The sequence below is a fragment of the Pararhodobacter sp. genome (genome assembly GCF_036802785.1).
Lineage (GTDB): Bacteria > Pseudomonadota > Alphaproteobacteria > Rhodobacterales > Rhodobacteraceae > Pararhodobacter.
In genome coordinates this window covers 163179-183961 of the sequence record NZ_DAIRVN010000001.1, presented here as the reverse complement: position 1 = coordinate 183961, position 20783 = coordinate 163179, and the positions used below count along the sequence as shown (strand labels likewise).

The following is a 20783-nucleotide window of genomic DNA, read 5'->3' as shown; positions in this document are numbered from 1 at the left end:
GGGAAGAAAGCCCTTTCAGCGCCCATAGCCAGCCGTTCATGCGCAAACCTCCGGCACCGAAAGCCGCCCGCGATGGCCCGCCGCCTGACGGCAGTCGCAATGGTCGGTGTCGGAACAGACAAACATCCGCCCGCCCCGGTCATCGGTGATCACCTCATCCAGATAGCTGCTGTCATCCCCGCACAGATCGCAGGCATGCGGCGCTTTCGAGGCCTCGAACGGGTAATCCTCAAAATCGAGGCTGACCACGGATGTATAGGGCGGCACCGCATAGATGCGCTGCTCACGCCCCGCCCCGAACAGTTGCAGCGCCGGGCAGTCTGACAGTTTGGGGTTGTCGAATTTGGGGATCGGCGAGGGGTCCATCACATAGCGCCCGGCAACCATGACCGGATAGGCATATGCGGTGGCGATCGTGCCGTTTCGTGCGATATCCTCATAAAGCTTCACATGCATCAGCCCGTAATCCTCCAGCGCGTGCATGCGCCGGGTTTCGGTCTCGCGCGGCTCCAGAAAGCGCAGGGGTTCGGGGATCGGCACCTGATAGACCAGTATCTGCCCCTCCTGCAGCGGCGCTTCGGGGATGCGGTGCCGGGTCTGGATGACCGTAGCCTCAATCGTGTGGCTGGTCACCGCCACATCCGCCGTGCGCTGAAAGAACCGCCGGATCGACACGGCATTCGTGGTATCATCTGCGCCCTGATCAATCACCTTCAGCCGGTCCGAGGGCATCAGGCAGGCCGCCGTCACCTGCACGCCGCCGGTGCCCCAGCCATAGGGCATCGGCATCTCGCGGCTGGCAAACGGCACCTGATACCCGGGCACCGCCACCCCTTTGAGGATCGCGCGGCGGATCATGCGTTTGGTTTGTTCGTCCAGATAGGCGAAATTGTAGTCGTTCACAAAAGCCCCCTCGCGGCCAGTGCCGCCTCCAGCGCCCCGGCTGTGGTGAAATGCTCCGCCTGCATGCCGAAAGCGCGCGCGCCCGCGATATTCTTAGGGCTGTCGTCGATGAACAGGCAGTCAGCGGCATCAAGGCCGGTGCGTTCGCACAGAAGCGCGAAGATGCGCGGGTCCGGCTTGAGCACCCGCTCGTGACCTGAGATCACGGTCACCCCGAAGGCCGTTTCCAGCCGGGGATGCACGGCCACGCCATGCGGCCATGTCTCGGCCGACCAGTTGGTGATGGCATGGATCTGCAAGCCACGCCCGCGCAGGCGTTCCATCAGCGCCCAGCTTCCCTCGATCGCTTCGGGCACGGTGTCGCGGTAGCGCCCGACATAGCGGGCAAAGAGCGCGCGGTCGTCAGGATCGCTGATCTCTGTGGCCAGATCGGCAAAGCTTTCGCCCGCATCAGCGCGCAGGTTGCGGGCCATGAACCCGGTGCGCGCCATGAAGGCCTCGGCGGCATCATGGCTGCCCAGATCGGGCGTGAAGGCGCGGTGCGGCTCCCACCGGACCAGAACATTGCCGATATCGAAAACCACGGCCTTCATTGCGCTGCCTCCTGCTGAGCGGTTGCCCCGGCGCGCATGCGGCGCACCAGCTCCAGCTCTGACTGGAAATCGACGTAATGGGGCAGTTTGATGTGCTCCAGAAAGCCGGTCGCCTGAATGTTGTCCGCATGCATCAGCACGAATTCGGCATCCTGCACCGGCGCGCCGCTGTTTTCCTCGCCCAGCTCTTCCCAGCGCAGCGCGCGGTCCACCAGCGACATCGAGATTGCCTTGCGCTCGGACTGGCCGAAGACCAGCCCGTAGCCGCGTGTGAACTGCGGCGGCTGGGTCTTGGAGCCGTTGAACTGGTTGACCGTCTCGCATTCCGTGACCGTCACCGCGCCGATGGCGACGCTGAAACCCAGCTCGGGAATATCCAGCTCCACCATCACTTCGCCAATGCGCAATTCGCCCACGAAAGGATGGGTGCGCCCGAAGCCGCGCTGGCTGGAATAGGCGAGCGACAGGATGAACCCCTCATCACCGCGTGCAAGTGCCTGAAGGCGCAAGGCGCGGTTGGCGGGCAGCTCCAGCGGTGTGCGGGTCAGATCGGGGGGCTCGGTATCGCTGGCGGGTTCGGCTTCGACGAGGCCCTCGCTGTCCAGCAGGCCGCTGACACGCGGCATCGCGCCGCCCGGCGTGGCCATGGTTGCCTGCGGCGCCTCACCCCCGGCGACCAGCGCGAAGTCAATCAGGCGGTGGGTATAGTCGAATGTCGGCCCCAGCACCTGACCGCCGGGCAGGTCCTTGTAGGTGGCTGAGACCCGGCGGATTGCGGTCATCGCGCCGGTGTCGATGGGGCGCGCATTGCCCAGGCGGGGCAGGGTGGTGCGATAGGCGCGGATCAGGAAAATCGCCTCGATCAGATCACCGCGCGCCTGTTTGATCGCCAGCGCGGCCAGATCAGGGTCATAGAGCGAGCCTTCGGCCATCACCCGGTTGACCGCCAGCGCAAGCTGCTCGCGGATCTGGTCAATGCCCAGCTCAGCCACCGAAGGGTCGCCGCGCCGCTCTTCGGCGAGAAAGGCATGGGCATTGTCGATGGCCTGCTCGCCACCCTTGACGGCAACATACATCAGTCTGCCTCCACTTGCGTTGAGCGTGGCAACCCTGCCACCCGGTCGCCGCATGTCAGGAAGGTGTCAAAACCCAGCGGGTAGCGTGCGTGGTTGGTCTGAAACGCGGCGATATCGGGCAGGGACAGGCGCGCGGTCTCCTTGATGCCGGGGCCGCGCAGCAGCGCGCCCTGGGCGGCCAGTTCGGGCATCTCGATGATCAGCGTTGCCGCGCGGTCAGGGTAATCCGGCGTGCCAGGCGCGAAACGGGTGACGGGTTGCAGGGCGTCCCAGCTGCCGACGGCAAAGGCGGCCTGTTCGGCGCCGACCAGCGGCGCGCCGGTGTGGAACACCAGCCAGTCGCGCAGGGCAGGGGTGTCATGCCCGCCCGCCAGATGCACCGGGGTGGTCGCGTCAAACAGCGTCAGCGCCAGCACCCCGGCGGCCTGCGACAGCGGCGCGGGTGGGGTGGCGCCGGTGAGTGTGGCAAGGGTGCCGGGGCGCGACAGGGCTTCCAGAACGGCACGGAAGGCGGTTGCTGCGTCAAGCGGCGCGTCGGTGAAGCCGCCTTCAAAGACGGTGCCGGGCAGGGGGCTTGTCATTGATCTTCTCCGCGCACGAGGGTGAAGAACTCGACCTTGGTCGCCGCAGCCTTGGCTGCGCGGGTTTCGCGCCGGGCGTTCTCGGCGCGGGCCAGCGGGGCAAGCACCGCCTCAGCCAGCGATGGGGCCTGAGCAGTCTGCAACAGCGCATCCAGCACCGCGGCGCGGCGGGCGTGGTTGCGGTCACGGCCCTGCACATGGGCATGGCCGACCGCGCCGCTCTCCAGCCGGACACTGCACCGGGACACGGTCATTTCCCCCAGATTGAAGGGCGCGCCGGTGCCGCCTTGCCGGCCGCGCACCATGACCGTACCAATCTCCGGCCCGCGTAGCAGTACATGGGGCGGCAGGTCAGGAAACAGCGTTTCCAGCGCATCGGCCGGGGCGCGGGCCATGAGGCCCATGGCGGCGGCGCGGTCGAGAGCCTGCGGCGTGGCGGATTCAGGCATGGACAACTTCCAGATTTGTCTATATATCTATACAACTAGACATCTGTTAGCATGATGTGGTCGGCAGGGCGAGTGAAATTTTCATGACAGAACCGGAATTTTCGCGCTGGCGTCAGATTGCCGATACCCTGCGCGACGAGATCGCTACCCTGCCCACCGGCACCCGCCTGCCGACCGAGGCAGAGCTGGCGCGCCGCTTCGGGGTCAACCGCCATACGGTGCGCCGGGCGCTGGCCGCGCTGGCTGAGGCCGGGCAAGTGCATGCCCGCCGGGGCGCGGGCGTCTTTGTGCTGGCGCCGCCGATGGAATACCCGCTGACCCGCCATACCCGTTTCACCACCGCCATCGCCGCCAGCGGGCGGGTTGGCGGGCGCACGATTCTGATGGTGCAGACCTTCCCGGCCTCAGCCCCTGAGGCCGAGGCACTGGACCTGCCCGCCGAGGCTCCGGTGTTGCGGATTGAGGGGATCACCCGCTCGGACGGGGTGCCGATCAGCCATTTCCGCTCGGCCTTTCCGCTGGCGCGCCTGCCGGGCCTGCAAGCCGCCTTTACCGAGGGGATGGGCGTTTCGCAGGCGCTGGAGGCTTGCGGCGTGCCCGAATACACCCGCGCCTGGACCCGCCTGAACGCGGTGGCTGCCGATACGCTTCTGGCCGGGCATCTGCAGATGCGCCCGGGTGGCGCGGTCATCCGCTCGGTTTCGCTCAACCGCGACAGTGCCGGTGTGCCGGTGGAATATGGCATCACCCACTTCGCGGGCGAACGGGTAACATTGACCGTGACCCCGGATTGAGCCCGCGTCTTTCTCAGCCCCCGTGCTTTTCAAGGAAGGCTTCGGCGGGAAGGCTGCGAAAATCCTCAAGCGCCCCGCGCAGGCGGTCATGGGGCCAGTCCCACCATGCCAGCACAAGAAGCCGCTCAATCACGGCGTCTGAAAAGCGGGCTCGGACGGGCTTTGCGGGCACCCCGGCGACAATCATGAACGGAGGAATATCGCGCGTCACCACCGCGCCTGAGGCCACAACCGCGCCGATCCCCAGCGTGACCTCAGGCTTGATGATCGCGCCGTGGCCCAGCCAGCAATCATGCCCCAGCGTGCAGCGCCGCGCCGCGCGGGCCTTGAAGAATTCCACGTCATCACTGGCATCGTCCCAGTAACTGGCGGAGCGATAGAGGAAATGATGCTGGGCGGCGGCGTGCATCGGATGGTCGGTGGGGCCGATGCGGGTAAAGGCGGCGATATTGGCGAACTTGCCGACGTTGCAATTGGCGATATCGGCGTAGCGGTCGCAATAGGCGTAGTCGCCAAAGGTGCTGTTGTGCACCCGGCTGCCGCGACCGACCTCGCAATAGGCACCGAAAGTGCTGTTCGTAACCGAGCATTCAGGGTGGATCAGCGGGGTGTCAGGGGAAAGGCGGGGCATGTCAGAACTCACGTTTGGTGCCATCATGGCGGAAGAACCGGCCGGTATCGGCCAGCGTCAGGCGGGCGGCGAGCTGCACAATGCCCTGCGCGACCGCGTCAGGCTCCAGATCGGCCTCAACGCCGCCCATATCGGTGCGCACCCAGCCCGGATCGACCAGCGCGACGGCGATGTCCCGGGCAAGCAGATCGGTGGCAAGGCCCTGCATCACCTTGTTAAGCGCCGCTTTCGAGGCGCGATAGGCGATCCGGTCTGATTTCGCATAGCCCATCCATGCCATCTGCGATGAGACCGACAGAACCCGCGCGCCCGGTGCAAGGGCGGGCAGCACGGCCTGCGCCACGGCAAGCGGCGCCAGCGTGTTGACGGCCAGTGTCTGCGCGAAGCCGGTGAAATCCATGTCCAGCGTCGATTGCCGCGCGGGGCCGATGATACCGGCGTTATTAATCAGGATATCGACAGGGGCCAGCCCGTCCCCCAGCCGCGCGACGGCGGCAAGGTCGGTCATGTCCACCACGCGCACCTCCGCGCCCCCGGGAACCGGCGCGCCGCGGGTGGTGGCGGTGACCTTCCAGCCGAGCCCAAGGGCGGCCTGAACCATCGACCGGCCCAGACCCCGGTTGCCGCCGGTGATCAGAATATGTGTCATGCCGCGCCCGGTTTCCGCCCTTAGCTGCCGCTGCCGTCGCCCTTGATCAGCCGTCGGCGCAGCCATCCTGACAGGCTGTCCATGGCGATGACCAATAGCACGATCAGGATCATGTAATAGGTGACTTTTTCCCAGTCGTTGGTGGTCTGAATTGCCTGTGTCAGCAGCAGGCCGATCCCGCCGCCGACAATCGCGCCGATGATGGTGGCGGAACGGGTGTTGGATTCAAGAAAATACAGCACCTGACTGATCAGCACCGGCATCACCTGCGGGATCACGCCAAAGCGGTAGCGTTGCAGCGCATTGGCGCCGGTCGATTGCACGCCTTCGATCTGCTTCTGGTCGGTATTCTCAAGCGCTTCCGAGAACAGTTTGCCGAAACTGCCCGAATCAGTGATCAGGATCGCCAGCGCCCCGGTCATCGGCCCCGGCCCAAAGGCGCGGCTGAGGATGATGGTGAAGATCAGCGCATCCACCCCGCGCACGAAGTCAAACACCCGGCGCACCCCAAAGCGCACTGTCTGCGACGGGGTGAAATTCTGCGCGGCCATGAAGGCCAGCGGCAGGGCGATCATCGCCGCGCCGAAGGTGCCCAGAAAGGCCATGAGCGCGGTTTCCAGGATGGCCCAGAACACCTCGCCATGCCGCCAGATGCCGTTGTTCCACACATCGCGCACGATGGCGTGCCAGTTGGGCAGCGCGAGGTCCAGCCGGTCTGCCGAAAAAGCGGCCGCCAGCACCTGCCCGGGGCTGAAACCGGCGAAGGGGCTTTGCAGATCAAAGAAGAACAGCTCCCACCCCCAGAAATAGCGGAAGGTTTCGGTGCGCGAGCGGGTCACTGTCACCCGCCCGGCGTCGGTGGTGATGACCACGCGGGCATCGGAGGCATTGATGAAACCGGGCACCGGGCCGGGTTGCGGCAGTTCCAGCACAATCGGGTCGGCAACGGTGACGCGGATCAGCCCGTAGCCCGGCAGGTCATAGCTGACAAGCGGGCCGTCATACGTGACGACATGGCCCCCAGGCAGGGTGATGGTGGTGCGCTCCCCATCACGGGCCACCCAGTCCGGCTGCCGGTCAGCGGGAAACACCGCGCGGCGGCTGCCCTCGACCGAGACGGACAGCGCGCCGTTGCGGTTGTCGCGGGTGACATGGGTTTTATAGCTGACGGCATCGGACAGAAGGATTGCGGCATTGTCCATCCGCGCGCGCTGCATCAGCCCCGGCACATCAAAGGCGAAGAAGATATAGATCAGGTAAAGCACCACAAGCGCCGGTGCGGCCAGCGCGATGGTGCGTTTGCGCTTGATCAGGCGCTGCGCCTGCGTGCGGATATCGCCCGCAGCGAAACTGGTATCGACAGCGGTCATCGGGCGCCCTTTCCCTGCGTGAGGCCATTGCGCAGCACGCTGGATATCTGATCGACCAGCACGATCGTGGCAAACAGCAGCAGGAAGATGGCCGCCGCCTGATCGAATTTGCCCTGCCCGAATGTCATGGCGTTGCGCAGCTCATACCCGATGCCGCCCGCACCCACGAAACCCAGAATCGCCGAGGCGCGGATGTTGATTTCAAGGCGCAGCAGCGAATAGCTCAGGTAATTCGGCATGACCTGCGGAAAGACGCCCAGCCATGTGCGCTGCCACCAGTTGGCACCGACCGAGGCAAGGCCTTCCAGCGGCTTCAGGTCCACGTTCTCGTTCACCTCGGAGAAAAGCTTGCCCTGTGCCCCCGCGGTATGAATGGCGATGGCGATCATGGCAGGCACCGGCCCGCCGCCCATCACGAAGATCAGCACCAGCGCGATAACAATCTCTGGCACCGCGCGGCACAGATCTGACACGCGGCGCGCAACGGGAACCAGCCGGGGCCAGCGGGCCAGCCCGCGTGTGCCGCCAAGTGCCAGAAACGTGCCCAGAATGCAGCCCAGCAGCGTAGAGACCATGGCGATGTTGAGGGTTTCGATCAGCGCGGGAAAGGCCTGCGCGGCATGGTCGGGAAGGTTGCCCGCCTTGCTCCACGCCTCCACCACCAGCTCGCGCGGGAAATCCAGAACGCGCGAGAAACCCTCAGCAAAGCTGCCCGCGTTGCGCATTTCGGCGACACGGAATCCTGAGATGAAGAGCGCCGCAAAGACGAGCAGGATGATGCCGCTATACATCCGCCGGCGGCGGGTCAGCAGCAGATAATCTTCGCGGATATCGCTCAGCCGCAGCGGGCCGGGAATGACAGTGGCCATGGAAACCCCATAAAAAAGGGCCGGGGCACGCCAGTGGCGGCACCCGGCCCTGTCACGCAAGCGTCAGTTCATTTGCGAACGGCGCACTTCGATGATGGTTTCATAGGCCTCATGGCCGATAGGGGTGAAACCGGCGGTTTCGCCAGCGGCAACACCATAGGCGCAGTCAGCGTCGGTGTCATGCAGGTTGGCCATCAGTTCGATCATGGTATCCTTGACATCCTGCGGCAGGGCGCTGCGCAGCACAATTGGGCCTTCGGGGATCGGACGCGAACGCCAGATTTCCACGATGTCATTCATGTCAACGATGCCCGAGTCGGTCGCGCGACGCAGCGCGCCCGAGTTGTAGCCGTCTTCCCATTCGCCCTGACCATCGGCCCAGACGACACCGGCGTCAGAATCGCCGTTCACCACCGCGATGATCGACTGCTCATGCCCGCCCGAGAAACCGATGCGGCTGAAGTATTCGCCTTCGGTCATCGAATAGCCCGCCTGCGGAATCTCGATCAGCGGGATCAGGTAGCCAGAGGTGGAGTTCGGGTCAGCAAAGGTGAAGCTGCGCCCTTCCATGTCATCGAGCGAGGTGATGCCGCTGTCGGTGCGGGCAAAACCGATCGAATAATACATGTAGCTGCCGTCGAGGTTGGTTTTTACCAGAACCGGGTCAACGGCTTCGGGGTCATTCAGCCAGACGGCGGCATAGGCCGAGGCGCCCAGCCATGCCAGATCCAGCGTGCCGCCGATCAGGCCCTGAATGACGCCGTTATAGTCGGCGGGCGTGAACAGGCGTGTGGGAACCCCCAGTGCCTCTTCGGTATAGGCGCGGAAGCATTCGTTCGAGGCCAGACGGTCCTGCGCGTTCTCGCCGCCCAGAAGGCCGATGCGGAACTCGGTGATTTCCTGCGCCGAAGCGGCGCCGACAAGCGCGGTGGACAGAAGAAGGGCAGCGGCAAGTTTCTTCATTCGGGTGCTCCGTTGCGAAGAAAAGCCCCGCCGGAGGGCGGGGCGGGGAAAGGGTTACTGGGCTGCGATGCGGACCGCGGCGGCGCTGTCATGCGCAGGCTTGATCGCGGTCGAGGTGGCATCTTCGTTGAAGCTGTCATCCGCACCGTAAATCTCGCGCGCGGCATCAGTCGTCAGTTCATCGGGCGTGCCGTCAAAGACAATGCGGCCGTCGCGCATGCCGATCACCCGGTCGCAGTAGCGCCGCGCGGTATCAAGCGTGTGCAGGTTGGCGATGACCATGCGTCCGTCTTCGACATTGATGCGCTTGAGCGTGTCCATGACGATCTGCGCATTCATCGGATCAAGGCTGGCGATGGGTTCATCGGCCAGAATAATGGCCGGGTCCTGCATCAGGGCGCGGGCAATGGCAACGCGCTGCTGCTGCCCGCCCGAAAGCGCCTCGGCCCGTTTGGTGGCCTGCTCGGCGATGCCCAGACGCTCAAGAATATCAATGGCGCGCAGGATATCGGCGCGTGGCCAGAGGTTGAACATGGTTGCCAGCGTCGATTGCCGGTTCAGCTGCCCATGCAGCACATTCGACACAACATCCAGCCGGGGAACAAGGTTGAACTGCTGGAAGATCATCGCGCAGCGGCTTTGCCAGCTGCGCGCGGCACGGCCCTGGAAGGACAGGATATCATCGCCCTGAAACAGGATCTGCCCTGCGGTGGCGTCGGTCAGCCGGTTCAGAATGCGCAGGAAGGTCGATTTTCCCGCCCCGGAGCGGCCGATGATGCCGATGAAGCCCGGCTCATGCAGCGTGAAGCTGACCGCATCGACGGCCCGCTTCTGGCCAAAAACCCGTGTCACGTTCTGAACGTCCAGCATAGGGCACCTGTCTTTACTGCAGGGCTTCTATCGCCGGTGTGTTTGACAGTGCCGTGAAGTTTTGGTGACGGGGCGGTGAATTCGGCGGTGGTGCCTGCACCCGGTGCGGGGGCAGGGCGGGCGTGCTGAAAAACCGGGCGCTGGCGCGCGGATTTTTGCGCAGGCAACGGGTCAGCGCTTTCACGACCGGATTTGCCGTGATTATTTTGTTGATTTTCACGATAACTTCTGTCGTGATTGTACAGAGGAAGCCGGGGGGCATCACAGACCTGAAAGCGAACCAGCAGGGATCTAAAGTATCCACAAAAAAGCGCCTGAAACTTACACGATAAAGATGCTAGAGTTTGGCGACATACCACAGGAAACCGACATGACGCATTCCATGCTCATACCCGGCACCGAGAAGACACAGGGTGGCACCGGACCTGACACCAGTGCAGGGAAGCCTCTTTTCACCGGCGCACCGCGCAAGCAGGCGGCCCGGATCATCGCCAGTGAGCGGCGCAACTCACCCCTTGCGCTGGCCATTCTGCTGATCGCCTGTGCCGGCATTTTGTTCATCGCCTTCGCCCCCAAGGGGTCATTCATCTCTCAGCCTTCGGCGGTCCAGTCGTCGCGGTAAAGCCGCTTTCTGGTGGGCGAGACCGGGAAAAAGAACAGTTTCCTTGCAAAACGCCGGTTTCCGAACCGACCAATCCGGCGGCGGGACATGCCGTGAGTGCCTGTTGCCCCCTGCGCCCCTGCTGCGGAATTTCTACCGCAGCCCCTTTGACCACCCTGTCCCCGACGCCCTTGCAGGGCCGAAGCCACCTTTCTAGGTCAGCACTCTGGACGGAGAAGATCAGGCATGTCGATCACGATTTCTGGAATGACCAAACGGTTCGGGCAGACGGATGTTCTGCGCGGGATCGAGCTTGACGTGCACAAAGGCGAGCTTGTTGCGCTGCTGGGGCCGTCAGGTTCCGGCAAGACAACGCTTCTGAAAATCATGGCCGGTCTGGAGTGGCCCGATGCCGGGCGGCTTGCGGTTGAGGGGCAGGACTGGCTGCAACTGGCCGCGCAGGCGCGGCGCATCGGCTTTGTGTTCCAGCATTACGCGCTTTTCCCGCATATGACAGTCCGCGACAACATCGCCTTTGGCCTGAGCGTGCGCCCGCGCGCCGAGCGTCCCGGCAAGGCGGTGATCGCCGCCAAGGTCGATGAGATGGTGCATTTCCTGCAGATCACCGATCTGGCAGACCGCTACCCCTCCCAGCTTTCCGGCGGGCAACGCCAGCGGGTGGCGCTGGGGCGCGCACTGGCGATCGAGCCGAAGGTGCTGCTGCTGGATGAGCCCTTTGGCGCGCTCGATGCCGCGATCCGCCGCGATCTTCGCCGCTGGCTGCGCGGCGTGCATGAGGCGACGGGCTCCACCACCATCTTCGTGACGCATGATCAGGAAGAGGCATTTGAGCTGGCGGACCGTGTGGTGGTAATGGGCGCCGGGCGGATCGAGCAGATTGGCAGCGCCGATGCCATCCATGACCACCCCGCCACGCCCTTCGTTGCCCGCTTCATGGGCGCAACCGTGGAACTGCCGGTCTCCATCCATGCCGGGCGCGCCGAAGGGCCGGGGCTGGACCTGACCGCCCTGCCACGCCGTGCGCTGGCGGATGGCACGGCGCAGCTTTTCGCGCGGCCTGAGGATATCCTGCCGGTGCCCGACAGCGCCGCGCCCTGGCGTATCGCCGCGCGCGCGTCCAACGGTGCGCATCTGCGCCTTCTGCTGCGCCATTCCGAACTGGGCGAGGCGGAGGCCGATGTGCCGCGCCGCGCCGTGCAGGCCGAAGCGCTGGTGCCCGATGCCCCGGTCCGCCTGAAAATCGAGGCCGGAACCCTCTTTCCGGCCGAGCGGCGCGCGGCAGCTGCCGCAGGCCAGCCCATTCCTTTCACACCCTCAAGGGAGAAAACCCGATGACCTTCCCAACCCTTCGCGCAGCAACCGTGGCAATCGCCCTCGCCGCCACCCCCGCCGTGGCACAGGACAGCCTTCTGAACACCAGCTACGACATTGCGCGCGAGCTGTTCGAGGCGCTGAACCCCGAGTTTGCCGCCCATTGGCAGGAAACCACGGGCCGCACTGTCACCGTCGATCAGAGCCATGGCGGCTCATCCCGTCAGGCACGCGCGATCCTTGAGGGGCTGGCCGCCGATGTGGTGACCTTCAATCAGGAAACCGATATCGACGTTCTGGCGCAGGGCGGTCTGCTGCCCGAGGACTGGCGCGATGCCCTGCCCAACGGCGCCTCGCCCTGGTATTCGCTGCCCGCCTTTCTGGTGCGCGAAGGCAACCCGCAGAACATTCAGGACTGGGATGATCTGGCGCGCGACGATGTGCAGGTGATCTTCCCCAACCCGCGCACCAGCGGCAACGCGCGCTACACCTATCTGGCGGCCTTTGCCTATGGGCTGGAGCAGAACAACGGCGACGAGGATGCCGCCGAGGCCTTTGTGAAGTCGATTTTCGATAATGTCCCGGTGTTTGACACCGGCGGGCGCGGCGCCACGCAGACCTTTGCCGAGCGCAATATCGGCGATGTGCTGGTGACGTTTGAGGCCGAAACCGGCGGGATCGCAGCGGCTTATGCCGATCAGGGGCTGGAGCGGGTGACGCCCTCTGTCAGCCTGTTCGCGGCCTTCCCGGTGGCTGTCGTCTCTGGCGTGACCGAGCGCAACGGCAATACCGAGCTGGCCACTGCCTATCTGGAATGGCTTTATACCCCTGAGGCACAGCGCATCGTCGCCCAGAACTACTACCGCGTTGCAAACGACGATATCGCCGCCGAATTTGCCGACAGCCTGCCCGAAGTCCGGCTGGTGACGGTGGATGAGGTCTTTGGCGGCTGGGATGCCATTCAGGAGAATCATTTCGCTGAAGGCGCGCGGCTGGACAATGTGTTTGTGAACCAGTGACGCCATGATTGCCGCCACAGCACAAACCGCGCCGATCCGCGCCAAACGCGTCCTGCCGGGGTTCACGCTGAGCCTTGGCACGACACTGCTGTATCTGACACTGATCGTGCTGATCCCGGTTCTGGCCCTGATCCTGAAGGGGGCCGAGATGGGGCCCGCGCGGTTCTGGCAGATCGTCTCCAGCCCGCGCGCGGTGGCGGCATTCCAGATCACCCTGACGGCGGCGTTCATCGCCACCCTCTTCAACGCGGTCTACGGCTTGCTGATGGCATGGGTTCTGGTGCGGTATGAGTTTCCGGGCAAGCGCATTCTTGATGCGCTGATGGATGTGCCCTTTGCCCTGCCCACGGCGGTGGCGGGCCTGTCGCTGACCGCGCTTTTCTCAGCCAACGGCTGGTTCGGCCCGGCATTGGAGGCGATGGGCTTTCAGGTGGTTTACACCATCTGGGGCATCGCGCTGGCCATGGCCTTTACCTCGATCCCGTTCGTGGTGCGCACCGTTCAGCCGGTGCTGGAAGACATGGACCCGGCGCTGGAGCAGGCCGCGATCACGCTGGGCGCGCGGCCCTGGACCATCTTCACCCGCGTCGTTTTCCCGGCCATCTTTCCTGCCTGGCTGGCAGGCTGCACCACCGCCTTCGCCCGCTCGCTGGGAGAGTTCGGGGCGGTTGTCTTCATCGCCGGCAACCTGCCGTTCCGCACCGAAATCGCCGCACTTCTGGCCTTCATTCGGCTGGAGGAATATGATTACAACGGCGCCGCCGCCATTGCGCTGGTGCTTCTGGCCTTTGCGCTGGTTCTGCTGCTGGTGTCGAACCTGTTGCAGTTCTGGGCGTCGCGCTACCGCGAGGCGAACCGATGAGCACCGCAACCCTCACCCATCTGCCGGGTCAGAGCCGCACCACCGAGCGCGCGCTGATCGGGCTTGCCGTGGCGCTGACGCTGTTTGTGGTTGTGGCCCCGCTGGTGTTCATCTTTGTGCGCGCCTTTTCCAGCGGCTGGGCCGTTTACGCCGCCAATATCATGCATCCTCAGACCCTGCATGCCATCTGGCTGACCACGCTCACCGCGCTGATCGTGGTGCCGCTGAACGTGGCTTTCGGCGTATCGGCGGCATGGGCCGTGGCCAAGCACCGCTTTCCGGGGCGCGGCATACTGGTGACGATCATCGAAATCCCCTTCTCCATCTCACCGATCATCGCGGGGATCTGCTATCTGCTGCTCTATGGCCGTCAGGGCCTGCTGGGGCCGTGGTTGCAGGCGCATGACCTTCAGGTGCTGTTCGCACTGCCCGGCATTGTGCTGGTGACCATGTTCGTCACCGCGCCCTTCGTCGCGCGCGAGGTGCTGCCGTTGATGCAGGCGCAGGGGACTGAGCAGGAACAGGCCGCCGTGACGCTGGGTGCCAGCGGCTGGCAGGTTTTCCGCCGGGTGACATTGCCCAACATCAAATGGGCGCTACTCTATGGTGCGGTTCTGTGCACGGCGCGGGCTGTGGGTGAGTTCGGCGGCGTCTCGGTCGTGTCCGGCAATATCCGCGGTCAGACCAACACCCTTCCCCTGCATGTCGAGCTGCTGTTTAATGATCTCAATGCCGTGGGCGCTTTTGCTGCCGCGTCCACGTTGACGCTGATCGCTGTCATCGCGCTTGTGGTGAAGGCGTTCCTTGAAACCCGCAAAACCTGACAGGAGGCATTTATGGCCCTGCGCATTAATGACATCGCCCCCGATTTTGAGGCCGACACCACCGAAGGCCCGATCCGTTTTCATGACTGGATCGGCGACGGATATGCCGTTCTGTTCAGCCATCCGAAAGACTTCACGCCGGTCTGCACCACCGAACTGGGCCTGATGGCCGGGCTTGCCCCCGATTTTGCCAAGCGCAACGCCAAGATCATCGGCATTTCGGTTGACCCGGTGGAAAGCCATCACAAATGGAAAACTGACATTCAGGTCGCCACCGGCCAGAGTGTCGGCTATCCGATGATCGGCGATACTGATCTGACGGTGGCCAAGCTCTATGACATGCTGCCCGCCTCCATCGAGGGCACGTCCGAGGGCCGCACACCCGCCGATAACGCCACGGTGCGCACGGTGTTCATCATCGGCCCGGACAAGCGCATCAAGCTCAGCCTGACCTATCCGATGACCACCGGGCGCAATTTCGACGAGATTCTGCGCGCGCTGGATTCCATTCAGCTGACCGCGAAGCATCAGGTGGCAACGCCCGCGAACTGGAAGCAGGGCGAGGATGTGATCGTTACCGCCGCCGTGTCAGACGAAGACGCCACGCAGCGTTTCGGCAGTTTTGAGCGTGTGTTGCCCTATCTGCGTACGACCAAACAACCCGGCTGACGACGCATTCTCAGCGGCGGGCAAGCGCGGCTGTCACGATGCCATGCCCTGCCCGCCGTTCACATCCAGCAACTGCCCGGTCACAAACCCGGCCTCGTCCGAGGCAAAATAGGCAACCGCCGCTGCCACATCAGCTACCTTGCCGTTTCTGCGCACCGGAATCGCGGCAATGACCGCCGCCCTTTCGCTGGCGCTCATGCGCTCGGCCAGAAGCCCTTCCACCCGGGGCGTGAGGATGGCGCCGGGGCAGACGGCGTTCACGGTGATGCCGTGGGGCCCGAACTCCTGCGCCAGTTGCAGGGTCATCGACTGGATCGCCCCTTTCGACGCCACATAATTCGCCCCGGTGAAAAGCGAGCCATAGCGCCCCGCCTTGGAGCCCATGTTGATCACCCGGCCCCAGCCGCGTTCAACCATGGCCGGAAGAACAGCGCGGGTGAGGCGCACGGCGCTGATCACGTTCAGCGCCAGCACCCGGTCCCAGTCTTCGTCGGTTTCCTCAAGAAATTTCGCGGGCGTATGCAGTGACCCGCCCGCGTTGTTGACCAGAATGTCAAACCCGCCGGTTTGCGCAACAAGGCGGGTCATCAGGGCATGGGTCTCGCCGGTGTCGGTCAGATCGACCTGCTCGAACCGGATGCCCGCCATCTCAGGGCGCTGGCGCGCGGCCTCGATGGCATCGAGGCTGCGGTCCAGCACCGTAACCGTCGCCCCCTCCTCTGCCAGCCGCGCCGCCACAGCCGCACCCAGCCCGTCTGCCGCCGCGCTGACCAGCGCCTTGCGTCCCTCCATCCGTCTCACACCGAATTCCTCCCTGATGCGACCGAAGATAAAATTAATAATGGAATATAATTTTGCTCTGTGCAATTATTCTCTGAGGGCGAGGAGGAACGCCCGTGGCGCTGTCATTGCAGTAGGGAGGCGAATATGACGCGAATCATGAGAAAAGGCGCATTGCGCGGGGTGGCACTTGTTGCCGTAGCGCTGGCGGTGAATACGCAGGGCGCCGGGGCACAGACCCGGCCTGTCACCATTGTTGTGCCCTTCGCGGCGGGGGGCGGCACCGATATCACCACCCGTGCCATGCAGCAGGGCATGGCTGAAAGCCTTGGTGTCGATGTGATCGTCCGCAACGCAGAGGGCGCGGGCGGCACCATCGGCGTGGCCGAGGCGGCGCGCGCGCGCCCTGATGGCACCACGGTTGCCATGGCCCCGGTTGGCCCGCTGACGACCCAGCCGCATATGAACCGTCTGCCCTATGACATCGACAGTTTCAGCTATGTCTGTCTGGCCTATTCCGCGCCCACCGTAATCGCTGTGCGCGCCGATTCGCCGTTTGAGACGCTTGAAGACCTTGTCGAGTATGCGCGCGCCAATCCGGGTGATCTGAATTTTGCGGTTCAGGCCATCGGCTCTATCCCGCATGTCGCAGGTCTGGGCCTTGCCGCTGCCGCCGATATCGAGATGACCTATCTGCCGGTCAACGGCGACGGCCCGGCGCTGCGCGCGCTGCTGGACGGCAGCGCCGATCTGTTCATCCCGCATGTCTCGTTCTATTCGACCAATGCCGAGCAACTGAAATCGCTGGCGCTGCTGCAGCGTACGCGGCTGGATGAACAGCCTGATCTTATGACGGCGGCTGAGCAGGGCTATGATCTGGATTTCCCGATCTGGGGCGGGCTGGTTACCCCCGCCAATACACCGGCTGAAACGCTTGAGCGGCTGGAAACGGCCTGCGATGCGGGCATCCGGTCTGACGAGTTTCAGGGCCGGATGGAGGCGCTTGGCCAGCCCCCCGCCTATATGGGCGCTGCCGAGTTTGAGGCCTTTGTGCGTGAAACCTACGCCACAAACCGCACCCTGCTTGAGGCCGCTGGCCTGATTTCGGAATGACGGCAAGGTCTGGCCCTGCCTGCGGCACGGGCCAGACCCCCAAATCTTGAAGGATGAAGGGTATGCAGGACATTCCCGATCCACCCCCCGTCGCGCGGGGCAGCAAGGGCGCGCTCTGGCTTGAGGCGGCGTTGCTGGCCGGGTTTCTGGTGCTGGTCGCCAGTTTCTTCTGGGCAAGCTTTGCCGAGGTCAGCGCCTTTGCCCGCGCCACGCATGGCAGGGGCCCGTATTTCTTTCCGCGTCTGGTGCTGGGGATCATGGCTGTCCTGCTGCCGTTTCTTGTGTTCGGTCTGCTGCGCTCTGCCCGCCGCCTGCCAGAGGCGGCGCCGATGCTCAGGCTGGGGGCCGTCATCGCCCTGACCGCGCTCTATATCGCCGCGCTGGAACGCATCGGTTTCGTGGCCGCCAGCATCGTCTATGCGGTTGCCATTCCCTTGCTGCTGGGGCGGCGGGACCTGTGGCTGCTGGTCCTGATCGCGGTGGTCTATGCGGTGGTGGTCTGGCTGCTGTTTGAGCGCGCGTTTCTGATCATCCTGCCAACCGCCCGCTGGTTGTCATGATGGCGCTTTTCAAAGGATCTCTGGCATGGACCTTCTGATTCAGGCGGCAACGCAGGTTGCAACGCCGCTGACCCTGCTTTGCATCGTGCTGGGCACCGCCTTTGGTGTGGTGGTGGGGGTGCTGCCCGGGCTGGGTTCGGTCATCGGGCTGACGATGGTGCTGCCGTTCACCTTCGGCCTGCCACAGGTGCCCGCGATTGCGCTGATGCTGGGGGTTTACTGCGGATCGGTCTATGGCGGCTCCATCACCGCGACGATCCTCAACACACCCGGCACCCCGCAATCGGCGGCTACGGCGCTGGAGGGGTTTCCAATGGCGATGCGCGGCGAGGCCAGTCTTGCCATCGGCTGGATTACCATGTCGTCGATGATTGGCGGGCTGTTCTCGGTCACTGTGCTGATCATCGTCGGCCCGGCACTGGCGCGGTTCTCGCTGATGTTCACGCCCATTGAGTATTTCGCGCTGGGGCTGTTCGCGCTGACCTGCATCGCGGGGGTGTCGGCGGGTGCCTTGGCCAAGGGGCTGATGGGCGGCGCACTGGGGGTGTTGATTGCCACCATCGGCTCTGACCCGGTGACCGGCACGCTACGCTTTACCTTCGACAGTTTCATGCTGACCGCCGGTATCGGGCTGATCCCGGTGGTGGTGGGCCTGTTCGCGTTTTCCGAGATGTTCCTGCGCATCCTGAAGCTGGATGAACCGGGGATGGACCGCACCACGATGAAGGTGGGTTTCAGCCTGCCGCCATGGTCCGCGTGGCGCAGCCGTATCGGCATGCTGGTGCGCGGATCGCTGATCGGCTCTTTCGTGGGGGCGCTGCCGGGGACGGGGGCGGCCACAGCCTCATTCATCGCCTATTCCGAGGCGCGGCGCACTTCCAAACGGCAGGAGAATTTCGGCAAGGGTGAGCCCGACGGCATTGTCGCCTGTGAAAGCGCCAACAACGCGGTGACCGGCAGCGCGCTGGTGCCCACGCTGTCGCTGGGCATTCCCGGTGATCCGGTGACGGCGGTGATGCTGGGGGCGCTGGTCATTCAGGGCATCGCGCCCGGTCCGCAGCTTTTCGTCAACCATATGGATATCGTCTATGCGCTGTTCATGGCGTTGATTCTGGTGAACGTGGTCATGTTCGGGGTCGGCGCGCTGGGGGCCTCGGTCTTTACCCGTATCCTGCGCGTGCCCGAGCCGATCCTGATCGGCCTGATCATGATCATCTCAACCCTTGGCGCATACGGCGTCAGCGGCAGCACCTTTGATGTCTGGATCGCCTTTGGCGCCGGGGTTCTGGGCGCTTTGCTGCGGTATTTCGCCTTTCCGGTAGCGCCAATCGTCATCGGCCTTGTTCTGGGCCCGATGCTGGAATTGTCGCTGCGTCAGGGGCTTATCCTGACGCGGGGCAGCTTTCTGGCGTTCCTTGAGCGGCCTATCGCGCTGGTGCTGTTCATCATCACCGCGCTTGTCCTTCTGTGGCCCCTGCTGCGCTGGCTGCGCAGCCGCCGCCGGGCCTGAGCCTTAACAACCAATACCCCTATCGGAGCACGACATGAAAACCAACGAGGGCGTGATCAACACCTTTATCGAGGCCGGAATCACGCGCGGCTTCACCCTGCCCGGGCTGGGCATCACATGGTCACTTCCGGCCTTCTTTGACCGCAAGGATGAGTTCGATCTGGTGCTGGCGCGCAGCGAGCAATCGGCCTCGGTCATGGCGCAGGTGGCGGGCAAGATCACCGGCCAGCCGGGGCTGTTGATGGTGCAGGGGCCATGGGCGGCGACAACGGCGGGATTCGGCATTCTGGAGGGGTATTTCTCATCCTCACCGATGGTCGTGCTGACCGATACCTCCTGCTATGACGGTTTCGCGCAGCATGGGGTCTATCAGACGATGACCGGCGATTATGGCGCGGGTGACACGTTCGGCGTGCTGAAAACCATGACCAAATACGCCACGCTGGCCACCACGCCCACCGAGGCGATCTATGGCACCCAGCTTGCCATCAAACACGCCGCCATCCCGCGTCAGGGGCCTGCCGCCGTGGTGATGCGCACCAACATCATCAAGGAGGAGGTGCCCGACAACCCCCGCGCCACGCTCTACCCCACCGCAGGCTATTTGCGCCACACGCCCATGCGCCCGGACACCGCCGCGCTGGACCAGATCGCGCAGGCGTTGCAGGCAGCCGTGAACCCGGTGATCATTGCCGGGAACGGTGTTTACATGAGCCGGAGTGGCCAGAAGCTTCAGGAGCTCGCGCAGCGCGACGGCATCGCCGTGGCCTCCAGCTATCACGGCAAGGGCGTGATTGATGAAAGCTGCGACATCGCGGTGGGGATGATGGGCACCTGGGGGTCGGCGGCGGCGAACCGGATGGTGCAGGCCGCCGATACCATTCTGGTGCTGGGCTGCAGCCTTGGCCCTGAATACACCCGCTTCCGCGACGCGCAGATGATCAGGCCGGGTGACCAGACGATCATTCAGGTCGATATCGACCCGCTGCATGCGGGCTGGGTGCTGCCTGTTGATCAGGCGGTCACGGCGGATGCGGGCGATGTGCTGGACTATCTGTTGCGCACCACCCCTGCCAAGCCGGCACAGTCCGCCGCGCGCAAACAGAAGATCGCGCAGATCAGGTACGGCAATGATTACGGTGTGCTGCCTGACTACGCCACCCGCCCCGGCACGCTGCATTATGCCGATATCATGCGCAGCCTCTCAGGCTTTCTGACCGCCGATGACCTGCTCACGCTGGACGCCGGGACCAACCGCATCTGGGCCACCACGCGCCTGCCCCTGCGCCACCCGCATCAGCTGGTGGCGCCCGGCGGTATCGGCGGCATGGGCTGGTGCCCGCCCGCTGTCACCGCCGCCAAGATCGTCTGCCCCGAAAAGCGCGTGACGGGCCTGATCGGTGACGGCGGTTTCATGATGACCATGGATGCCGTGGCCACCGCCGCCGAGCGGGGGCTGGATGCGGTGTATATCGTGGCGAATAATGCAGGCCTTGGCATGGTGCGCGATAATCTGGGCAATCAGGCAATCGGCGTCGATTTCGCCGATCATGATTACGCGATGATTGCGCAGGGCATGGGCGCGCGTGGGCTGACCGTCACCGACAAGGGCGAGATGGACGATGCCCTGCGCGAGGCGCACAAGATGGGCGGGCCGGTGGTGATTGATGTCAAGGTTGACCCCGCCGCCAGCCACCGTGATTGCTCGGATTATGGGGCGCTGGACTGACAGGGGCAAAAATGCGACTCAGAGCAATGGGCAGAG

24 protein-coding genes are annotated in these 20783 nt (G+C 64.4%); 11 read left to right on the top strand and 13 right to left on the bottom strand.

The window, feature by feature from the left end; genetic code table 11:
- Positions 1-36 precede the first annotated feature (36 nt).
- The 5 genes from V7Q53_RS00835 to phnG are packed head-to-tail and all read right to left on the bottom strand — an operon-like array spanning position 37 to position 3602.
- Positions 37-903, bottom strand: a complete 867-nt coding sequence (locus tag V7Q53_RS00835; protein ID WP_333826462.1) for an alpha-D-ribose 1-methylphosphonate 5-phosphate C-P-lyase PhnJ — start codon at positions 901-903, stop codon at positions 37-39.
- Entirely contained in the window at positions 900-1496 is a 597-nt protein-coding gene (locus tag V7Q53_RS00830; RefSeq protein WP_333826461.1) for an HAD family hydrolase, read from the bottom strand. Before V7Q53_RS00830 ends, V7Q53_RS00835 begins: the two co-directional genes overlap by 4 nt.
- The gene (locus V7Q53_RS00825; RefSeq protein WP_333826460.1) at positions 1493-2572 is read right to left on the bottom strand and encodes a carbon-phosphorus lyase complex subunit PhnI; all 1080 of its coding nucleotides are present in this window, start codon (positions 2570-2572) and stop codon (positions 1493-1495) included. Before V7Q53_RS00825 ends, V7Q53_RS00830 begins: the two co-directional genes overlap by 4 nt.
- On the bottom strand, positions 2572-3153 hold the full coding sequence (gene phnH, locus V7Q53_RS00820) for a phosphonate C-P lyase system protein PhnH (RefSeq protein ID WP_333826459.1): 582 nt from the start codon (positions 3151-3153) through the stop codon (positions 2572-2574). Before phnH ends, V7Q53_RS00825 begins: the two co-directional genes overlap by 1 nt.
- On the bottom strand, positions 3150-3602 hold the full coding sequence (phnG, locus tag V7Q53_RS00815) for a phosphonate C-P lyase system protein PhnG (protein ID WP_333826458.1): 453 nt from the start codon (positions 3600-3602) through the stop codon (positions 3150-3152). Before phnG ends, phnH begins: the two co-directional genes overlap by 4 nt.
- Positions 3603-3685: 83 nt before the next feature.
- Here phnG and phnF point away from each other — a divergent pair, with 83 nt between their 5' ends.
- Positions 3686-4396 (top strand): phosphonate metabolism transcriptional regulator PhnF, encoded by a 711-nt coding sequence (gene phnF, locus V7Q53_RS00810; protein WP_333826457.1) that lies wholly within the window; start codon positions 3686-3688, stop codon positions 4394-4396.
- A 13-nt stretch (positions 4397-4409) separates the two neighbouring features.
- Here the strand turns inward: phnF and V7Q53_RS00805 are convergent, their stop codons facing one another.
- From V7Q53_RS00805 to V7Q53_RS00775, 7 genes are all read right to left on the bottom strand, one after another.
- Positions 4410-5027, bottom strand: a complete 618-nt coding sequence (locus V7Q53_RS00805) for a chloramphenicol acetyltransferase (RefSeq protein WP_333826456.1) — start codon at positions 5025-5027, stop codon at positions 4410-4412.
- Between the two features lies 1 nt (position 5028).
- Positions 5029-5676: an SDR family NAD(P)-dependent oxidoreductase gene (locus V7Q53_RS00800; protein ID WP_333826455.1), complete on the bottom strand. Its 648-nt coding sequence runs from the start codon at positions 5674-5676 to the stop codon at positions 5029-5031.
- Between the two features lie 20 nt (positions 5677-5696).
- Positions 5697-7046, bottom strand: coding sequence for a phosphonate ABC transporter, permease protein PhnE (gene phnE / locus V7Q53_RS00795; protein ID WP_333826454.1), 1350 nt, complete (start codon positions 7044-7046; stop codon positions 5697-5699).
- Complete coding sequence (phnE, locus tag V7Q53_RS00790) at positions 7043-7915, bottom strand: phosphonate ABC transporter, permease protein PhnE (RefSeq protein WP_333826453.1); 873 nt, start codon at positions 7913-7915, stop codon at positions 7043-7045. The genes phnE (V7Q53_RS00795) and phnE (V7Q53_RS00790) overlap by 4 nt, the downstream gene beginning before the upstream one ends.
- A gap of 63 nt (positions 7916-7978) precedes the next feature.
- Complete coding sequence (gene phnD / locus V7Q53_RS00785; RefSeq protein WP_333826452.1) at positions 7979-8878, bottom strand: phosphonate ABC transporter substrate-binding protein; 900 nt, start codon at positions 8876-8878, stop codon at positions 7979-7981.
- A 54-nt stretch (positions 8879-8932) separates the two neighbouring features.
- Positions 8933-9748, bottom strand: coding sequence for a phosphonate ABC transporter ATP-binding protein (gene phnC / locus V7Q53_RS00780; protein WP_333826451.1), 816 nt, complete (start codon positions 9746-9748; stop codon positions 8933-8935).
- Between the two features lie 13 nt (positions 9749-9761).
- On the bottom strand, positions 9762-9968 hold the full coding sequence (locus tag V7Q53_RS00775) for a hypothetical protein (RefSeq protein ID WP_333826450.1): 207 nt from the start codon (positions 9966-9968) through the stop codon (positions 9762-9764).
- Between the two features lie 150 nt (positions 9969-10118).
- Between V7Q53_RS00775 and V7Q53_RS00770 the strand changes: the two genes are divergently transcribed.
- The 6 genes from V7Q53_RS00770 to V7Q53_RS00745 all read left to right on the top strand — a co-directional run bounded on the left by V7Q53_RS00770 (position 10119) and on the right by V7Q53_RS00745 (position 15055).
- A complete protein-coding gene (locus tag V7Q53_RS00770; protein WP_333826449.1) occupies positions 10119-10370 on the top strand; it encodes a hypothetical protein in 252 nt (83 codons plus the stop codon).
- A 225-nt stretch (positions 10371-10595) separates the two neighbouring features.
- Positions 10596-11705, top strand: a complete 1110-nt coding sequence (locus V7Q53_RS00765; RefSeq protein ID WP_333826448.1) for a sulfate/molybdate ABC transporter ATP-binding protein — start codon at positions 10596-10598, stop codon at positions 11703-11705.
- A complete protein-coding gene (locus V7Q53_RS00760) occupies positions 11702-12700 on the top strand; it encodes a sulfate ABC transporter substrate-binding protein (RefSeq protein ID WP_333826447.1) in 999 nt (332 codons plus the stop codon). Before V7Q53_RS00765 ends, V7Q53_RS00760 begins: the two co-directional genes overlap by 4 nt.
- Before the next feature lie 4 nt (positions 12701-12704).
- On the top strand, positions 12705-13562 hold the full coding sequence (cysT, locus tag V7Q53_RS00755) for a sulfate ABC transporter permease subunit CysT (RefSeq protein WP_333826446.1): 858 nt from the start codon (positions 12705-12707) through the stop codon (positions 13560-13562).
- The gene (gene cysW, locus V7Q53_RS00750; RefSeq protein WP_333826445.1) at positions 13559-14386 is read left to right on the top strand and encodes a sulfate ABC transporter permease subunit CysW; all 828 of its coding nucleotides are present in this window, start codon (positions 13559-13561) and stop codon (positions 14384-14386) included. Before cysT ends, cysW begins: the two co-directional genes overlap by 4 nt.
- Before the next feature lie 12 nt (positions 14387-14398).
- Positions 14399-15055, top strand: coding sequence for a peroxiredoxin (locus V7Q53_RS00745; RefSeq protein WP_333826444.1), 657 nt, complete (start codon positions 14399-14401; stop codon positions 15053-15055).
- Between the two features lie 33 nt (positions 15056-15088).
- Here the strand turns inward: V7Q53_RS00745 and V7Q53_RS00740 are convergent, their stop codons facing one another.
- Complete coding sequence (locus V7Q53_RS00740; RefSeq protein ID WP_333826443.1) at positions 15089-15847, bottom strand: SDR family NAD(P)-dependent oxidoreductase; 759 nt, start codon at positions 15845-15847, stop codon at positions 15089-15091.
- A gap of 135 nt (positions 15848-15982) precedes the next feature.
- On the opposite strand from V7Q53_RS00740, the gene V7Q53_RS00735 reads away from it, so the two are divergent.
- The 4 genes from V7Q53_RS00735 (at position 15983) to V7Q53_RS00720 (ending at position 20747) form a co-directional block, all read left to right on the top strand.
- A complete protein-coding gene (locus tag V7Q53_RS00735) occupies positions 15983-16948 on the top strand; it encodes a Bug family tripartite tricarboxylate transporter substrate binding protein (protein ID WP_333826442.1) in 966 nt (321 codons plus the stop codon).
- Between the two features lie 62 nt (positions 16949-17010).
- Positions 17011-17508 carry a tripartite tricarboxylate transporter TctB family protein gene (locus tag V7Q53_RS00730; RefSeq protein WP_333826441.1) on the top strand — a complete coding sequence of 166 codons (498 nt, stop codon included), beginning with the start codon at positions 17011-17013 and terminating at the stop codon, positions 17506-17508.
- 25 nt (positions 17509-17533) lie between these two features.
- Entirely contained in the window at positions 17534-19018 is a 1485-nt protein-coding gene (locus V7Q53_RS00725) for a tripartite tricarboxylate transporter permease (protein ID WP_333826440.1), read from the top strand.
- 34 nt (positions 19019-19052) lie between these two features.
- Positions 19053-20747, top strand: coding sequence for a thiamine pyrophosphate-binding protein (locus tag V7Q53_RS00720; RefSeq protein WP_333826439.1), 1695 nt, complete (start codon positions 19053-19055; stop codon positions 20745-20747).
- Positions 20748-20783 lie beyond the last annotated feature (36 nt).

Excerpts from the sequence above, each read along its gene's own strand:
- phnC (WP_333826451.1), bottom strand. The coding sequence starts at position 9,748 with ATGCTGGACGTTCAGAACGTGACACGGGTTTTTGGCCAGAAGCGGGCC.
- V7Q53_RS00725 (WP_333826440.1), top strand. The coding sequence starts at position 17,534 with ATGGACCTTCTGATTCAGGCGGCAACGCAGGTTGCAACGCCGCTGACC.
- V7Q53_RS00800 (WP_333826455.1), bottom strand. The coding sequence starts at position 5,676 with ATGACACATATTCTGATCACCGGCGGCAACCGGGGTCTGGGCCGGTCG.
- V7Q53_RS00770 (WP_333826449.1), top strand. The coding sequence starts at position 10,119 with ATGACGCATTCCATGCTCATACCCGGCACCGAGAAGACACAGGGTGGC.
- phnF (WP_333826457.1), top strand. The coding sequence starts at position 3,686 with ATGACAGAACCGGAATTTTCGCGCTGGCGTCAGATTGCCGATACCCTG.
- V7Q53_RS00760 (WP_333826447.1), top strand. The coding sequence starts at position 11,702 with ATGACCTTCCCAACCCTTCGCGCAGCAACCGTGGCAATCGCCCTCGCC.
- V7Q53_RS00745 (WP_333826444.1), top strand. The coding sequence starts at position 14,399 with ATGGCCCTGCGCATTAATGACATCGCCCCCGATTTTGAGGCCGACACC.
- V7Q53_RS00830 (WP_333826461.1), bottom strand. The coding sequence starts at position 1,496 with ATGAAGGCCGTGGTTTTCGATATCGGCAATGTTCTGGTCCGGTGGGAG.
- cysT (WP_333826446.1), top strand. The coding sequence starts at position 12,705 with ATGATTGCCGCCACAGCACAAACCGCGCCGATCCGCGCCAAACGCGTC.
- V7Q53_RS00730 (WP_333826441.1), top strand. The coding sequence starts at position 17,011 with ATGCAGGACATTCCCGATCCACCCCCCGTCGCGCGGGGCAGCAAGGGC.
- phnH (WP_333826459.1), bottom strand. The coding sequence starts at position 3,153 with ATGACAAGCCCCCTGCCCGGCACCGTCTTTGAAGGCGGCTTCACCGAC.
- V7Q53_RS00720 (WP_333826439.1), top strand. The coding sequence starts at position 19,053 with ATGAAAACCAACGAGGGCGTGATCAACACCTTTATCGAGGCCGGAATC.
- phnE (WP_333826454.1), bottom strand. The coding sequence starts at position 7,046 with ATGACCGCTGTCGATACCAGTTTCGCTGCGGGCGATATCCGCACGCAG.
- phnG (WP_333826458.1), bottom strand. The coding sequence starts at position 3,602 with ATGCCTGAATCCGCCACGCCGCAGGCTCTCGACCGCGCCGCCGCCATG.
- V7Q53_RS00805 (WP_333826456.1), bottom strand. The coding sequence starts at position 5,027 with ATGCCCCGCCTTTCCCCTGACACCCCGCTGATCCACCCTGAATGCTCG.
- V7Q53_RS00765 (WP_333826448.1), top strand. The coding sequence starts at position 10,596 with ATGTCGATCACGATTTCTGGAATGACCAAACGGTTCGGGCAGACGGAT.
- V7Q53_RS00825 (WP_333826460.1), bottom strand. The coding sequence starts at position 2,572 with ATGTATGTTGCCGTCAAGGGTGGCGAGCAGGCCATCGACAATGCCCAT.
- V7Q53_RS00740 (WP_333826443.1), bottom strand. The coding sequence starts at position 15,847 with ATGGAGGGACGCAAGGCGCTGGTCAGCGCGGCGGCAGACGGGCTGGGT.
- phnD (WP_333826452.1), bottom strand. The coding sequence starts at position 8,878 with ATGAAGAAACTTGCCGCTGCCCTTCTTCTGTCCACCGCGCTTGTCGGC.
- cysW (WP_333826445.1), top strand. The coding sequence starts at position 13,559 with ATGAGCACCGCAACCCTCACCCATCTGCCGGGTCAGAGCCGCACCACC.
- phnE (WP_333826453.1), bottom strand. The coding sequence starts at position 7,915 with ATGGCCACTGTCATTCCCGGCCCGCTGCGGCTGAGCGATATCCGCGAA.
- V7Q53_RS00735 (WP_333826442.1), top strand. The coding sequence starts at position 15,983 with ATGACGCGAATCATGAGAAAAGGCGCATTGCGCGGGGTGGCACTTGTT.